The sequence below is a fragment of the Lacticaseibacillus chiayiensis genome (genome assembly GCF_004123795.1).
GTDB lineage: Bacteria > Bacillota > Bacilli > Lactobacillales > Lactobacillaceae > Lacticaseibacillus > Lacticaseibacillus chiayiensis.
Map to the genome: position 1 here is coordinate 68215 of NZ_MSSM01000001.1, position 15992 is coordinate 84206.

Sequence of the window (15992 nt, forward strand, 5' to 3'; positions counted from 1 at the left end):
ACGCTTAAAAGCCCGATATCTGCATAGCTTGAACGCAAACACCGGACTTTTTGAAGCTGGAGTATTAAAAAATCTGTTTTTAAGTTAGCCTAAATCATGAATAAGAAACAAGACTCATGAAGCAGCTGCGAACTCAATCTATTCTTATAACCGAATCGCGGTTGGACTGATCTGGAAGTAATCGACTAAGTAACTTGCGACCCCATCATCGTCGTTGGACGGCACGGTAATGTCAGCAATTTTCTTAATGGCTGGAATGGCATTGCCCATGGCGACACCGATGCCGGCGTACTCGATCATATCCTTATCGTTTTCCTCATCACCAAAAGCGGCAAGTTGCTCACGCGGAATGCGGTAAAAGTTGAGCGCTGCTTTTAACCCATTCATCTTGTTGACATTTTCAGGCATGATTTCCAACAATGTCCGGCGTGAACGAGCCACGTTGAGATTCTTCAGTGATTTTGCAGCAGTCGCGGCGGCATCGACCATGTCAGGTTCACCGGCGATCACAACCTTGAAAATCGGCAACTTAGCCGGGACCTTATCGAAGGTCGTGTCTGTAAAAGGCATCAGCTTAGGAATTAGCGTTTGGTAACTTGATTTACCAAACTCGGTCAATGAATAAACTTTATCTTCGCCGACAATGTCCAGCTTAAAACCATTTTCTTTGACCAGCTCATAAACCGGTTCGACTTGCTCCTTGGTCAAAGCCGTTACCTTAATCACGGTATGCTCACGAACCAGCCGAACCAAGCCGCCATTGAAGCAAACGCAAACGTCGTCATTTTTGGTGACATGCAGTTCCTCCAAGAATGGTTTCAATGTGGCAAACGGTCGGCCTGAACAAAGAATAATGCGGATACCTTTGCGATTCAGGTAACGAAGCACGTCGCGATTCGTGACGCTGAGCTCCTTCTTGCTGTTAAGTAACGTGTTATCCATATCAAGTGCGATGGCTTTAAGCATAATTAACTCCCTTTCTAACTTTACGCAGTTCACGCTTATTATATCAGAGTTTCTAGTTCTAAAAACGTTTTCAGAACTGGCTAAACCAAAATTGACTCTGGCCGACTCTTATTGATTTACGTAAAAATGGTATGGTAATAGATTTTAGAGGATGTGTTGAGAATGTTTGACAAGTTGAAAAGCCCGTATACTAGTGTTCTCGCTTAACCTAAAACATGTTGACACCTGCCATGGTGCACGATTTTTCATCCACGAAGGAAAATGACTGGATTAAGTTGCGTTCAAGTAACCGCTACCATGAGTGTCGAAAGATGAAAAGGAGCGATATTTATGACTGATTGGTTAGGCTTGGAAGGTAAGACGGTTATTGTGACAGGCGGTTCATCAGGGATTGGCGCTGCTATTGTCGAAGAGTTGATTCACAACGGGGCTAACGTTGTCAATGGCGACCTTAAGGAAGGCGACTTCAAAGATCCAAAGCTGATTTATGTTGCGACCGATGTGACGGATACGGATGCAGTTGAGAAGCTGGCTGCTACTGCCGAAGAGATTAACGGTGAGATTTGGGGCGTTGTCAATAATGCCGGCATTAACAAACCACGGGTATTGGTTGATCCTAAAGCGCCGCACGGTAAATATGAGTTGGATGTGCCGACATTTGAACAAATTTTCAGTGTCAATGTCAAAAGTGTGTTTCTGGTATCGCAGGCAGTTGTGCGGCGGATGATCAAACAAGGTCATGGTGTGGTGGTCAACATGTCATCTGAAGCAGGCTTGGAAGGTTCTGTTGGTCAAAGTGTATATGCTGCCAGCAAGGGTGCGATTAACGGGTTTACCCGTTCTTGGGCCAAAGAGCTGGGCAAATATCATATCCGCGTGGTTGGTGTTGCACCTGGCATTATGGAAGCAACCGGCTTGCGAACCCCTAGTTATGAGGAAGCCCTGGCCTATACCCGAGACACGACAGTTGAAGCGATTCGGGCAGGTTATAGTTCTACTTCAACCACCCCACTTGGGCGCAGTGGCAAATTGAGTGAAGTAGCTGATTTGGTTAATTACTTCTTGTCGAATCGCGCCAGCTACATCACCGGCGTAACGACCAATGTTGCAGGAGGCAAATCCAGAGGGTAAGCATTTGGTAGGAGGAGGTCAACCTGATTGAATAGTTTGGATTATCGACTTTTGCGCTATCTTCTGGCAAATGGCACCTCCAGTTTGGATGAATTGGCTGAAAGCGAAAATGTTTCGACCCGAACGATGCAAAAATATATTCATGAACTCGGCGAGTCACTAGGAGACGCAGCGGAAATCCGCATCAACAAAAGCGGCTATTTTCTGCATATCCTGAATTATCGCAAATTTTCGCTCATTCAATCAGGCGTCTTCAAACAAAATATTGACAATAACGACAAGCAAAAGCGGCAGGCAGAAATCTTGTTTCGGCTGATTCAAGAGCGCGAGTTTGTACCAATGGACGACATTGCCGATCAACTAACGGTAAGCCGCGGGACTCTGCTGAAGGATTTAACGGCATGTCGTATGTGGTTGAAGCCTTATGATCTCAGCATCGAAAGCGCCACCAGTCGTGGAATTAAGCTTCGGGTTGGTTCGACCGTTGATTTAACGATGCTGATTTATAATCGGTTGTTTGACTATGTGCAGGCGCGGCTGTTCAGTGATCAAACGCTGGTGGCAGTCGTCATTGATCGTTTGAACGCAGCTAAAATCAAAACAAGTACCACCCAGATCTTTGAAAAGGTGATGCAAATTGTTGTGTTTCTTAAACAACATCATTATAAACTCAGCGGTATCAGTCCATACTATACGAACTTAATGGAAGCATCGCCGTTGTTCATTAATATCCTTGAAGATATCGAAGATCGTTGTCACGTGACGTTTACCCAAGAAGAATACAATTTTCTGGCTTTCCCATTTAACCTTTATGCCAACAAATTGCTGTCAGCGGAAAAGTTAAAGCAAAAAGTCGAGGCTAACAAAGTGATTTTCGATCAGGTTGCTGACGAGATCCGCAGTTTGGTCGATGCCAAGATCGATTATGAGCAGTTTTATCAAGCAACCAAGTATCATCTAATCTTTTTGATTAATCGCGGCATTTTCCATATTTCTCCGTCTGACTATTTAACCAATAAAATGTTGCAGCGGTTTCAGCTAGCGGCGGATATGGCGATGGTGATGATTGATAAGCTGGAAGAAATTCTAGGGATTCATATTGCCGATGTCGAGATTAATTATCTGACGGTTTACTTTGAAATGGCGTTGCAGCATGCGGATAATGTGTCGCCGGATCAGCCACAGGTCGGATTCTTTTCCAGTATGGGGCAAAGTGTTTTGCGCTATTTACAAAATCAACTGGATACGATGTTTGAATCCAAGGTGCGCATTCGCACATTTCAGGATGAAACCGATATTTTGACGCATCAGGATCAACTGATCATGGTTTTTACCGATCGACCGCTGGCATTCCGGCTGAAGATTCCGGTGGTGATGATGGGCGATATTTTCCGCGATCGAGTGTTGGAAACGAAGGTGCGGGCTTCGGCGGTGCAACATGAAATTGATGCCGGGCGGATTATCTGGCGGGCGCAGACGTATGCGAACCGACCGAATCAATCCTATGAAGCGGTCTTACGTGCGACGTTGAAGGCTGACAGTGAAGCTGGTTTGGTCGACGCCGGGTTTATTGATCGCTTGATTCAACATGAATCCACAACGAAATTTGTGTTGGATAATGGTGCGGCTATCCCACATGCCATCGCTGACATTGATCAAAATCGCCTGTTTTTGCATCTGAGTGTGTTGACGCATGCGATGACGATTGGCGGAAAGTCTGTGAGTTACATTTTTGTGATCGGTATTCCCCGCGTGTTAGGTAAGAAGGCTTTGGAAGATTTATCGATGCTTTATGACTTACTCTTTTTGCTGGCAGTCAATGAAACTGCAATGGCAAATTTACGCAAGATTTCCGATAACCATGATCCTTTGACCGTTGTGACGGAGGGCTTATAAAATGAATGTTTTGATACTTGGTATTTTCGTTGCCGCAGCATTCTTGTTGCAGGCTTTGATGGTTTATTTTCAGATCCGCAACTTTGCCCACAACTATCATGAGGTGCGCCAAGGCGGTCGCGTGTTGATCGGCAAAAATCCGCGACGGTTTCGGCAAGGCAGCTTGATGTTAATCGGACTGGATCCTGATGATCGGATTCAGGAAATTCGGATTATGAAGGGGCTCACGGTTTTCAGTCGATTTCGCGAGGTCGATCGGTTCGATGGCGAATCGGTTGCTGAAGTCGGTGCTGATTACGCGACGTTGCATAAGCTGAGCCGCACCGAACGAGAATGCTTTCTAAACGCGTATCGCAATTATGTGAACTATAAAACGAATAATCTCAGTTTTGAAGACTTTGATACGAGTCGCGTCAGCATGTTTTCGTTGCCGATTTTTAGCGAAATCAGCATGAAACTGAAAGCGATTCCGCAGATGCTGACACATATATTCAAGAAAAAGATAATTTAGGGGGATGACATCATGCAATATATTTCTGATTTTGCCGCTGGATTCATGAAGCTGTTTCAAACTGGCGGAAAAACGTTTATTAGCTGGATGACCAGCATTGTGCCAGTGGTTTTGCTGCTGTTGGTTCTGATGAATACGATTATTGCGTTCATTGGGGAAGCGCGTATCGAACGGTTTGCGCAAAAAGCCAGCCGTAATGTGTTGATGCGCTATCTGGTTTTACCGTTTCTGGCGGCATTTATGTTGGGTAATCCAATGTGCTTTACACTGGCCCGTTTCTTGCCGGAATATTACAAGCCAAGTTATTACGCAGCCCAAGCACAGTTTTGCCATACCAGTAATGGTGTATTTCCCCACATTAATCCAGGTGAATTGTTTGTCTGGTTGGGGATTGCGCAAGGCGTGCAGAAGCTTGGTCTGAATCAAATGGATCTTGCCATTCGCTACATGTTGGTCGGCATTGTCATGAACTTCATCGGCGGTTGGGTCACTGATTTCACAACAGCCTATGTATCCAAGCAAACTGGAATTACGCTCAGCAAGACGGTTGACTTGTCAACGAGAGCATAAAGGCGGCAATTACAATAGCACTTTCAAATCAAGGAGGCTTTATGAATTATGGCCGAACAAAAATGGCATAGCATTCAAGTAGTCAAAGGATCAGGTGGTTATGGCGGTCCATTGACGATCACACCGACTGAACAGAAGCATAAATTTATCTATGTAACCGGTGGCAACCGCCCCGCCATCGTCGATAAGATTGCGGAATTAACCGGGATGGAGGCCGTAGACGGATTCAAAACGTCCATCCCTGAAGACGAAACAGCATTAGCAATCATTGACTGCGGCGGTACATTACGTTGCGGTATTTATCCAAAGAAAAATATTTTAACGATTAATGTTTTACCGACTGGGAAATCCGGCCCGTTGGCAAAGTATATTGTGCCGAAATTGTATGTTTCAAACGTTGATGTCGATCAGATTACGGCATTGCCTGATGATGCTGTTCCTGATCAGTCCCTGAACGGCGTGCCGCTTGATCAACGCGGCGAAGCGGGTAAGCAACAGGAAGCCACTGCTGAATCAACCGCCGCACTTTCTTCGACGGGGGAAACCTCAGAAGCAAAGGCAGATGAAGCGGCCGCTGAAGCTCGGGAAGCTAAGTTTGACACGGACAAGACGATTACGGCGCAAATGAAAAAGCCTAATTTCATTGCGCGAATCGGCATTGGCGCTGGGAAAGTAATCGCAACTTTTAACCAAGCCGCTAAAGATTCAGTTCAGACGATGTTGAACACGGTTATTCCATTCATGGCCTTTGTTGCCTTGCTTATTGGGATTATTCAAGGATCAGGCTTAGGTAACTGGTTTGCTAAGCTGATGACACCGCTAGCTGGCAATATTTTTGGATTGATTGCGATTGGCTTTATCTGCTCATTGCCATTCTTATCACCGATTCTCGGTCCGGGCGCAGTTATTGCCCAAGTTATCGGAACGCTTATCGGGGTCGAAATTGGCCGCGGTAACATCCAACCGCAATATGCGCTGCCAGCTTTGTTTGCGATTAATACGCAGAACGCGGCGGACTTTATTCCCGTTGGACTGGGACTTGAAGAAGCAGATTCAAAAACGGTTGAAGTTGGCGTTGTTTCCGTTTTGTATTCACGCTTCCTAAACGGCGTGCCACGTGTTGTTGTTGCGTGGCTAGCAAGTTTCGGGCTGTATGCAAAGTAAGCAGTATTTTTGAGAGGTGAGGATAGTGTCGTCAGTAGCAGAAAAAACAAAATATGAAACAAGGATTCTAGAGGTTGGTTCAGACGCGCGGGGTTTCAAAGATATTAACATGGCTATTCTTTTCGGTGATGAGGCGCCGGATGCTTTGCGCTCGTCTTGCTTCATCATTCAAGTCACCAAAATTCTAGAACCGATCCAGGCGGGAGACGTGATGGTATTTGGTGATCAGGCTTATACCATTACGGCAGTTGGTGATGAGGTGAATACAAATCTAGGCAACCTCGGTCACACAGCAGTGGTGTTTGATGGTTCGACCACACCTGAACTTGCCGGATCGCTTTATTTAGAACAAAAACCATATCCACAACTAGACGTGGGCACTGTCATCAAAATTATTAAGGAGGTCTAGGTCATGTTCATTGATACAGCCAATCTCGCACAAATCAAGGAAATGTTGGGATTTAACCAATTTGAGGGCGTTACCACAAATCCCAAGCTTCTTCTAAAAGAAGGCAATCCACGATTTGAACAATTGACTCAGATTCGGGCGTTAAAACCGGGTGTTCTTTTTGTCCAGTTGGTAGGAGATACTGAAGCAGAATTATTGGCAGATTATCACGAATTACGTAAACGTTTTCCAGACACTGACGACACGCGAATGGCGTTTAAGGTGCCATTATTTGAACCGGGATACAGAGCAATTTCGACAATCCGCTCTGAAAAACCGGATGAGTGTCTATTAGGCACGGCTGTTTATTCCGTTCGCCAAGGTTTCATGGCATGCGTTGTTGACTGCGATTATATTGCCCCGTACGTGAACCGCATGGAGCAGTTGGACATCGATCCATATCGCATGATTGCCGAGACTCACGCTTTTTATCAGAAAACCGACACGCACATTAAGATTATGGGTGCAAGTTTCAAAAATGCGTCACAGGTGATGGCGGCAATCAAAGTTGGTGCAGAGAACGTTACGATCAGCTATGATATTTTCCAACAGTTGATGACCAATGCTGCAGCAGATGATGCCATCAGGGTCTTCAATGCAGAAGGCCGGCAGCTGGATCAAAAAGCAGGTGTCTAAAGCATAGACAGATGCGCTAAAAGAAGAAGGATTAAGCACATGCCAAGCATAAGAAAGCGCCGTGAAGTTCCGAGTAGTTGGGACTGCATGGCGCTTTTTGCGTGCCAGCATCAAGTTTAAATGGTCGGATCATATGGGAAGCGAATGGCGTTACCACCTTTGATAAACCAAATATTGACAACTACTCGATTGATTTTCCTTGTTATTTTATAAAATTAAAGCAGGAATTTTGCACGAATTGAACGGTCGCATTGTGAAACCAACAAAGCTGCCAATTTTTAATGTTCCAAAACAAAGACAGTTCCGCCAACCTGTTATACACCGGATAAATGCTAATTTATAAGCATCTTAATAATAAACTAACGAACCATCATCAGACCGCAATTTACATAAATGGAACAGACCAATCAATTTTTTGTTGACCCGATCACATATTATTGCACGATTAATCGTGCAAACATTTCCTGTTGTTTCGTTTGAGAAAGCGCTTTACAGTAGTGATAGACATGAATAGCAAAGGGGGTGAACAGATGCCATTAAGCAACCGGCAGCGACAACTTGTTTTGCAGTTGTTGAATGCCGAAGGGGCGGTGACGGCGAAACAGCTGGCTGAGTCGGCGGCGGTGAGTGTGCGGACCGTGAAGTATGATCTGACCGATATTCGTGATTGGTTGGCTGCGAAAGGTTCGGCTCTGAAGAGTGCCCCACGCAAAGGAATTTGGATTGAAGCCGATGATGCTGCTAGGGCGGTTCTGCGTGAGAAAATCGATGAACAAATTGCCGATCATTATTTAGCGCCGAATGAACGGATCATCCGCATGATTTTGATTCTTGCGCAAACCGGTGATTATACGACCCAGCAACAGTTTCAAGCGTGGGTCAATGTCAGCCAGACAACGGTGAACAATGATCTTAAGAAACTGGCGGTTTATCTGCAGCAGTTCAACGTGAAGCTGACCAGTAAAAACTACTATGGTTACAAGCTCAATGGCGCGGAACTCGATATTCGCCGCTTGCTGGAACAGCTGATTACCCAACAGTTGAATCGCAAGACGCTGATGGCCGAATTGGTGGACAGTCTCAGCACGAAAATCGAACCGAAACGAGCCGTGATGTTAACTGGCGAGGCCACGTTTGACCATGCTTTTAACACGATTTTGAAGGAAGCCATTCACCTAGGCAAAACAGAACCGCGCATCCCTGATCCTAGCGTGCTGATTGCGATGATTATTCGGTTGACGATTGGCGTGATTCGCCAAGGATTCAACCAGTTAGTGAATAGTTATCATCGCGTTGAGCAGCCTGCTGCTAACCAGCATTTTGTCGACAAGCTGATGATGAGAACGCTGGATTTTTATAATCTGCCAGCGCTGACGGATGATGTTGCGTATTACCTCGGTCAACGCGATGATGAACAGCCAGTGGCGCAGGATCATAACTTAGTGGCGATGACGCATCGAATCATTTTGGCGGTTGGCGCGCTGGTCGATCACGATTTCAGCCATGACAGTCAACTGCAGGAAAATCTGTACCTGCACCTGAGCCAATCTTTGGGCGAGAAGAGTCAGCTTTTGGAATATAGCCCGTTCACGCAAGACATTAAGCAAGAATATCCGGACTTATTTGCGGCCATCGAAAAAACCGTCAACAAGGAGCTGGCCGATGATCAAGCGGTGTTGAGCGAGGCATTTGTTTCTTTTATCGCGTTGCATTTCATGGTGTCGCTTAATCGTGACAGTCAAATGCGGACGGTGCGGGTTGCCTATGTTTGTGCGACGGGCATCGGGATTACCAACCTGATTCAGCAACGGATCGCTTCGGCCATTCCGAACATCGAACTGGTGGGCTTTGCGTCCATTGACGATGCCCGCGCCTTAATCGCCCGCGAGCAACCGGAATTGGTCATCAGCGTTTTCCCACTGAAAAATGTCGACGTTCAGGTGATCGAAGTCCAGCCACTGCCGAATGCTACCGACATTGCCGCCATTCGCCAGGCAGTCGCTAAAAAATTGCAGGTACCGCTGACGCAAATCAAATCGCAACACCCTGTCGTCTCGATCAAGCCCAAACCTAATCTGGAGCAGCAGACCCAGCAGACGATTTTGACGATGTTCAGCATCTATTCCGAACTTAAGCTGCAACTACCGACCAAAATCGATCCGTACTATGGCGACGCGTTCATGATCCACGTTTTTCTGGCTGTTCAACGCATTATGTTTAACAAGCAGTATCAGGGAAAACCGAATCATGATGATCCGAAACTGGTTGGAACCGTCGAGCACGTCTTTTCCGATCATGGGCTGGCGATTAATCGAGCTGAGGTGCATGCAATTCTGGAATACTTGAGTTTGAGTCACGCATCATCATAGAAGGGGGATGACACCACTGGAAGCCAACGATGAACTACCGGAAGAAGTCCAAATGATGATCAAGCAAAGCAGTGATACCGAGGCGGCGGAAGCACTAGTTCATTATGTGATTAAATTGTCCGCTGCTGCGACGATTCATTTTACCGATGTTCAGTTGCAGGTGCTCACGAATCACCTGATCGAAATGCTGAACCGTTCACGGTCGGGTGAGCAACTCCCAGCGGTCGATCCGCAAATGTTTGCTGACGTTTCGCAAAAATCGCTGGATTTAGCTGATCAAGTTGTACGGCATATCGGACATTTGGCCGTTGCCGAAAAGTATATTTTATCGATTCATTTTGAAGCAGCACAAAACAAAATTTGAAGATAACGCGTTCATCGGCGCAGGAGCTTGCATGTAAGGACCTTGGTCGCAATGGCCAAAATCGGGCCATTACGCCCAAGGCCGCTTACACGCCAGCTCCTAAGCGCGCCGGTTCACGCTCAAGGAGGATTTTATCATGGTTAAAGTTGTTATCGCAGATCGCATGGGTAAAGGTCAAAACGTTGCCAAAGGGGTTGAAGCAGCTGGCGGTACCGCTGTTGTCGTACCGGGCATGGGCGCTGATATGCGTTTGGGTCAGGTCATGGATAAAGAAAAAGCCGATATGGGCATCAGCTTCTGCGGTTCTGGCGGTGCCGGTGCGATTACCGCGCATACGCAATTTGGCTGGCCGGAACGTCACGGGATGCGCTCGATTCAAGAAGGTGTGACCGCGATTGAAGAAGGTAACAAGGTGCTCGGTTTTGGATTTATGGATCAGGAAGCGTTGGGCAAAGCTTTGGTTGAGGCGTGGGAAAAGAAGTATCCAGAAGCTTAAGGAGGGAACGAGATGACGGTCGTGAATGAAACCAAACGTCAGGTGATTACCGTTTCCGGCAAAGGCGAAACCAAACAACAGGCATTTGCCGCCGCTTTTAGCAGCATTCAAAAGCAGCTGGTTGGTGAGGCAGACGAGGCCATTTTACGGATTATTCCGGAGAAAGTTGAACCGCTTAAGTTAGTTAAGTCCAGTTATACCGAAAAATTTCTGTTTTTCTTTTTCAAGCGGACACGCACGACTTATGCGGTTACGCTGGCCGTGACGGTTGCGGTGACCGCGATTGATCTTGATGCGTTGACGTTTGAAGATGTCACGGCGCCGTCACCGGATGCACTTTCCTTGCCAAATTTGAAAAATATGTTGAAGGGTGTGAAATGAATTGCCAATCTTAACAATCTTATTCCAGTCAATCATTATTGGCGGACTGGTAGGTTTTGCGGCAGGCGTTGGGGCAGCGCGGATGTTTACGGCACCGAAAACCCAGGCTTTGGGCGCATTCCGTACCTTGGGCGAAATGAACGCGGCAGAAGGCGATCCGGCTTCGCATTTTAGCTTCGGCCTTGGGTTCTTCTTCAATGCGTGGGCATCAACGGTTGGTGCTGGCGCGTTTACTCAGGATATTACCCATCGTGTGATCCCTAACTGGGCGGCGGCAGGTTTATTGATGAAAAATCGCAATGTCGAACAGACCATGCACAATCCTAAAAAGATGGGGATTGCCGGTGCGATTGTTGGCGCACTGGTCGTGGTTTTCCTGAACGTCACTTCCAGTTCGATTCCGGAGTCACTGCAGGTCACAGCGGTGAAGGTGCTGGTACCAGCGGCAAATCAATTGATCAATCTGGTGATGCCGATTCTGTTCTGGCTGGCAGCGATTGATGCTGGCCGCCGTTCAGGATTGTTCGGAACCGTTTTTGGCGGACTGTCGGCGATGATCATGGGCAATGCGGTGCCAGGCGTGGTGCTGGGCATTTTAATCGGCAAAGGGGTCGACGAACTCGGCTGGACGCGGATTACCAAGTCCATTTTGGCCGCCGCGATTCTGTTGTTCGTTCTGTCTGGCTTCTTCCGTGGTTTCGACTTGAACTTGCTGAAGTCGTTTAACCTGAATGCACCAGGCTGGTTGTCGAATGTCCATCAAATGATAGGCGGAAAGTAGAGGTGTTGACGCATGGCGGATAAACAAACCACCGCAACTGCTGACGAGGAATTAAAGGCGGTTGCGAACGAACATGACTTTTGGCACGCAGACTGGGGCTTCGTGGTGATTGTCGCATTGATGTCGGCCGGGGTCTTTGCCGGAACGTCAATGTACTACAATTATGGTGTCGGTGCCTTCAATGAAGTCGCAATCGTGGCGATGTTGAAGGCAGGGATGACAGGCGGTTCTTATGGTGCCGCGGCGGCGTTTGGTGCCAGTTTCCTGTTTGCCCGAATTTTGGAAGGGTCACTCGTCGGCATTCTGGATCTTGGCGGGTCAATTCTAACCGGTGTCGGCATCGGAATTCCCGCGATCCTGCTGTCGGTTGGCGCTAAATCCTTAGTGTCCAATTTTGGCTTGGCGCTTTTGACCGGTGCGGTGTTGGGATTAGCAATCGGCACGATCATTTTCCTGGTTCGAAAATTTACGATTAATCAAAGTAACGCCACGTTTGGCGCGGATGTCATGATGGGCGCCGGGAACCAAACCGGCCGTTTCCTTGGCCCGCTGATCATCTTAAGCGCGGTCACCGCCAGCATTCCGATCGGGATCGGCAGCACGATCGGCGCAGCACTTTTCTATGCTTGGAAAAAACCAATTCCAGGCGGCGCGATTATTGGGGCTATGATTATGGGGTTTTTCTTCCCGGTCAAGTTGTAAGAGCGAAAAGGGTTTAGAAAGGCAGGTCCTCACTTGTGTTTGATGTTTTAATCAAGAACGGTAAAACGGAACGCGAACAGCCGATTGAAGTCGGCATTAAGGGAAACCGCATTGCGGCGATTGCGCCTAAGTTGGAAGGTGCTAGCGGCGAAAAAGAAATCGACTTGCACGGGCAGTCGTATGTCAGTGCCGGCTGGATTGACGATCATGTGCACTGTTATGAAAAGTTAACGTTGTATTTTGACGATCCCGATGCAAATGGTTACAAAACCGGCGTCACCACGGTCATCGATGCCGGCTCAACCGGTGCGGACAATATCCGGGATTTTTATAAGATCACCCGCGACAAGAAAACCAACGTCTATGCTTTGATCAATATCGGGCGTACGGGCATTTTAGCACAAGACGAATTAGGCGATATGGACAAGGTCAGCAAAGAAGACCTATTTGATGCCGTGGTTGATTTGCCTGACTTCATCGTCGGGATCAAAGCCCGCGAAAGCCATTCAGTCGTGATTGACAATGGCATCAAGCCGTTACTGGCGGCGCGCTCGTACGCGGCGTTGCTCGGACACTTGCCGATTATGGTTCATGTCGGCGCCAACCCGCCGGAACTTAAGGATATTCTGCAAGCGATGGGCAGCGGCGATGTTTTGACGCATGCTTACAATGGCAAGCCAAATGGGATGATTGATGAAAACGGCGAAATCAAGGACTTTGTTTACGATGCGTATGATCGCGGTGTTGTTTTCGATGTCGGCCACGGAACCGATTCGTTTAATTTTAAAACCATGAAAATTGCCCGCGACCATGGGCTGGATCCGAAGTCGCTGAGCACCGATATTTATCACCGCAATCGGGAAAACGGACCGGTGTATGACATGGCGACAACGATGGAAAAAATGTTGCAAGTCGGCTACACGCTGCCAGAAGTGATTCGGATGGTGACGTTTGCGCCGGCCGATACGTTCCATCTGCTGAACAAAGGACGACTGCGGCCAGGCAAAGATGCCGATATAACCATTTACAATGTCACGCCGGGTGATAAGGTATTAACGGATTCGAATGGCAACACGGAAACCGGCCATCAATTGATCACCCCGATCTGTACCATTGTTGGCGGGACGGTATACGACTTGGAGGCACAGCGAGCATGACAGATTATTACAGCACTTACGATTTGAAGCACGTGATTAACGCCAGCGGCAAAATGACCATTTTAGGCGTGTCCAAAGTTCCGGAAGCCGCGATTGAGGCGCAGCAGTTTGGTGACACCCACTTTTTTGAAATGAAGGATCTGACCGACAAAACTGGTGCCTTCATCGCTAAAAAATTAGGAACAGAAGGCGCGCTGGTCGTGAACTCCGCTTCTGCCGGTATTGCCGAAGCGGTGGCTGGCATCATCGGCCAAGGCAGCAAGTATCACGCGTACCATCCCTTTTCACCACGGTACACGAAGCGCGAGATTATCCTACCAAAAGGCCAAAATGTCGACTATGGCACGCCGGAAGAAGTCATGATCGAACTCGGCGGTGGCCAGGTGGTTGAGGCCGGCTATGCCAATATGTGCACGCCGGAACACGTGGAAATGATGATCACCGAGAACACCGCGGCCATTTTCTATGTGAAAAGCCACCATGCCGTGCAAAAGAGCATGTTGACGATTGAAGAAGCGCTGGCAGTGGCACATAAGCATGAGCTGCCGTTGATTCTCGATGCGGCAGCGGAAGAAGATCTGAAGAAGTATGTCGATATGGGCGTTGATGTGGTACTGTTCTCCGGAGCCAAGGCGATTGAAGGTCCAGCGTCCGGCCTCGTTTTCGGCAAGGAGCCGTATATCAGTTGGACCAAGTTGCAGGGACTGGGCATCGGTCGCGCGATGAAGATCGGCAAGGAAAATATCCTCGGCTTCACCACCGCACTCATGCATTATCTCGACAACGGCCCGGAATCCGGTGAAGCGATGAAAGTCCGGCTGCACCCATTCGTGGCGGCGCTCAATGACGTCCCGCACCTCAACGTCAAGGAGGTCCAAGACGCTGCCGGCCGGCCAATTTTCCGCGCCGCTGTGACCGTCGAAGCGTCCAGCCCGAAAGACGCCAAGCAAGTCACGGCCGAACTCAAAGCCGGCGATCCGGCAATTTACACCCGCGAATATCGCGCGAACGAAGGCATCATCGAGTTCGACATCCGCGCCGTCGACCAAGCCGAAATGGATCTGATTGTGAACCGCCTCAAGGAAATTCTTGCATAGAAAGGATTGCTCCCATGAATCTAATCCCAAACTATTACAAAAATCGTGTTGCCCTGAACGTTTTGGCTGGATCCGTTGAAAATTCCAAAGAAATTTACGAAGCCGCGGAGGGTCATGTGGTGGTCGGCGTTCTGACCAAAAACTACGCCACCGATGAAGCCGCGATTGAAGACATGAAGCAATACCAGGCCGTCACCGAAAACGGCTTATCAGTCGGTCTCGGCGCCGGCGACCCGAACCAAAGTGCGATGGTCAGCCGTGTCTCCAAGGTCTTACAGCCGCAACACGTCAACCAGGTTTTCACCGGCGTCGGTACCAGCCGGGCACTGCTTGGCCAAAGCGACACTGTGATCAACGGCCTAGTTTCGCCGACCGGTAAAATCGGCGTAGTCAACATCGCCACCGGTCCCAAAAGCAGTCAAAAAGCAGCCGGCGAAGTACCAGTCGCTACGGCCATCGCGTTGCTACAAGACATGGGCGGCACCAGCTTCAAATTCTTCCCCATGGGCGGCCTGAAGCATGAAACCGAATATCGGGCCGTCGCCAAAGCCTGCGCCGAAGAAGGCTTCAACCTTGAGCCAACCGGCGGCATCGATCTCGATAATTTCGAACCGATTCTCCAGATTGCGTTGGATGCCGGCGTTAAGCAGATCATTCCGCATGTTTATAGTTCGATCATTGACAAGGCGACTGGTTTGACGCGTCCGGAAGATGTGGCTGAGTTGTGGGCGATTACCAAGCGGTTGGTGGATGCTAGCGAGTTGGTGGCGGCGGAGTAGGACGGTTTTTGTAGCGAAGCGTATTTGAAAGTAATAGAAGTTAAGAGCCTACAGATCGAGCAAGCGTTCCTCGCGTGTTGCTTGATCTGTAGGCTCTTTTGAACATTAAAGTCTTCTTGGCTGGCGAAACATTCTTGATTAAGCAATTCGACGGAGTTCTAGTCCTTGCCTATAAGTTAGTCCTAGTTGCAATAACAAAAAAATGCCGAAGATTATGACCGAAATGGTATTTTGAGAAAAATCAATAAAGTGCTGAAGTGCCTGTGGCAAGAGAAACATTGCAAGAATCATAAGCGTCATCAATAAAATGCCATGACGATTTGGTTGAATCGTATAGCGGGCGTTTGTTTGAATAATCGTGTAAACTTTCGAACGATTAATCAGACTTTGGACAAGTCGAATTTGATCCCCTTTCTTCAGATCGAGTTTTAAAGCTAGACCTTCATAGACAGAGCCAACTGGTTGACCATTGACGAAGACTAATGTGGGAGCATTACTCCGCATTGGCGATTTTGGTCGTTGCAAGATGATCATTTCTTTACCC

Annotated in this window: 18 protein-coding genes; 16 read left to right on the forward strand and 2 right to left on the reverse strand. The window is 48.0% G+C overall.

Annotated features, from left to right (window positions below):
- Window positions 1-144 precede the first annotated feature (144 nt).
- Window positions 145-966, reverse strand: a complete 822-nt coding sequence (locus BVJ53_RS00310) for a Cof-type HAD-IIB family hydrolase (RefSeq protein ID WP_129300634.1) — start codon at window positions 964-966, stop codon at window positions 145-147.
- 330 nt (window positions 967-1296) lie between these two features.
- Here BVJ53_RS00310 and BVJ53_RS00315 point away from each other — a divergent pair, with 330 nt between their 5' ends.
- The 16 genes from BVJ53_RS00315 to dagF all read left to right on the forward strand — a co-directional run bounded on the left by BVJ53_RS00315 (window position 1297) and on the right by dagF (window position 15448).
- Window positions 1297-2097, forward strand: a complete 801-nt coding sequence (locus tag BVJ53_RS00315; protein WP_129300635.1) for an SDR family oxidoreductase — start codon at window positions 1297-1299, stop codon at window positions 2095-2097.
- A gap of 27 nt (window positions 2098-2124) precedes the next feature.
- Window positions 2125-3993 (forward strand): HTH domain-containing protein, encoded by a 1869-nt coding sequence (locus BVJ53_RS00320; protein WP_129300636.1) that lies wholly within the window; start codon window positions 2125-2127, stop codon window positions 3991-3993.
- A gap of 1 nt (window position 3994) precedes the next feature.
- Entirely contained in the window at window positions 3995-4504 is a 510-nt protein-coding gene (locus BVJ53_RS00325; RefSeq protein ID WP_129300637.1) for a transcriptional regulator GutM, read from the forward strand.
- A gap of 12 nt (window positions 4505-4516) precedes the next feature.
- Complete coding sequence (srlA, locus tag BVJ53_RS00330; RefSeq protein ID WP_047106950.1) at window positions 4517-5074, forward strand: PTS glucitol/sorbitol transporter subunit IIC; 558 nt, start codon at window positions 4517-4519, stop codon at window positions 5072-5074.
- Between the two features lie 48 nt (window positions 5075-5122).
- A complete protein-coding gene (gene srlE / locus BVJ53_RS00335) occupies window positions 5123-6238 on the forward strand; it encodes a PTS glucitol/sorbitol transporter subunit IIB (protein WP_129300638.1) in 1116 nt (371 codons plus the stop codon).
- A gap of 25 nt (window positions 6239-6263) precedes the next feature.
- On the forward strand, window positions 6264-6647 hold the full coding sequence (locus BVJ53_RS00340; RefSeq protein WP_129300639.1) for a PTS glucitol/sorbitol transporter subunit IIA: 384 nt from the start codon (window positions 6264-6266) through the stop codon (window positions 6645-6647).
- Window positions 6648-6650: 3 nt separating this feature from the next.
- Entirely contained in the window at window positions 6651-7322 is a 672-nt protein-coding gene (locus tag BVJ53_RS00345; protein WP_129300640.1) for a transaldolase family protein, read from the forward strand.
- A 530-nt stretch (window positions 7323-7852) separates the two neighbouring features.
- Entirely contained in the window at window positions 7853-9691 is a 1839-nt protein-coding gene (locus BVJ53_RS00350) for a BglG family transcription antiterminator (RefSeq protein ID WP_129300641.1), read from the forward strand.
- Between the two features lie 7 nt (window positions 9692-9698).
- Window positions 9699-10055 (forward strand): transcriptional regulator, encoded by a 357-nt coding sequence (locus BVJ53_RS00355; protein WP_129300642.1) that lies wholly within the window; start codon window positions 9699-9701, stop codon window positions 10053-10055.
- 136 nt (window positions 10056-10191) lie between these two features.
- Window positions 10192-10551 (forward strand): SFCGS family glycine-rich protein, encoded by a 360-nt coding sequence (locus tag BVJ53_RS00360; protein ID WP_129300643.1) that lies wholly within the window; start codon window positions 10192-10194, stop codon window positions 10549-10551.
- Window positions 10552-10563: 12 nt separating this feature from the next.
- Window positions 10564-10932, forward strand: a complete 369-nt coding sequence (locus tag BVJ53_RS00365; RefSeq protein WP_129300644.1) for a DUF4312 family protein — start codon at window positions 10564-10566, stop codon at window positions 10930-10932.
- 1 nt (window position 10933) lies between these two features.
- Window positions 10934-11713, forward strand: coding sequence for a DUF4311 domain-containing protein (locus tag BVJ53_RS00370; protein WP_129300645.1), 780 nt, complete (start codon window positions 10934-10936; stop codon window positions 11711-11713).
- Window positions 11714-11725: 12 nt separating this feature from the next.
- Window positions 11726-12415 carry a DUF4310 family protein gene (locus tag BVJ53_RS00375; protein ID WP_129300646.1) on the forward strand — a complete coding sequence of 230 codons (690 nt, stop codon included), beginning with the start codon at window positions 11726-11728 and terminating at the stop codon, window positions 12413-12415.
- A gap of 35 nt (window positions 12416-12450) precedes the next feature.
- Window positions 12451-13572 (forward strand): amidohydrolase/deacetylase family metallohydrolase, encoded by a 1122-nt coding sequence (locus BVJ53_RS00380; RefSeq protein WP_129300647.1) that lies wholly within the window; start codon window positions 12451-12453, stop codon window positions 13570-13572.
- On the forward strand, window positions 13569-14669 hold the full coding sequence (locus tag BVJ53_RS00385; protein WP_129300648.1) for a DgaE family pyridoxal phosphate-dependent ammonia lyase: 1101 nt from the start codon (window positions 13569-13571) through the stop codon (window positions 14667-14669). The genes BVJ53_RS00380 and BVJ53_RS00385 overlap by 4 nt, the downstream gene beginning before the upstream one ends.
- A 14-nt stretch (window positions 14670-14683) precedes the next feature.
- Window positions 14684-15448, forward strand: coding sequence for a 2-dehydro-3-deoxy-phosphogluconate aldolase (gene dagF / locus BVJ53_RS00390; protein WP_129300649.1), 765 nt, complete (start codon window positions 14684-14686; stop codon window positions 15446-15448).
- A gap of 138 nt (window positions 15449-15586) precedes the next feature.
- Here the strand turns inward: dagF and BVJ53_RS00395 are convergent, their stop codons facing one another.
- Window positions 15587-15982 carry a hypothetical protein gene (locus BVJ53_RS00395; RefSeq protein WP_129300650.1) on the reverse strand — a complete coding sequence of 132 codons (396 nt, stop codon included), beginning with the start codon at window positions 15980-15982 and terminating at the stop codon, window positions 15587-15589.
- Window positions 15983-15992 lie beyond the last annotated feature (10 nt).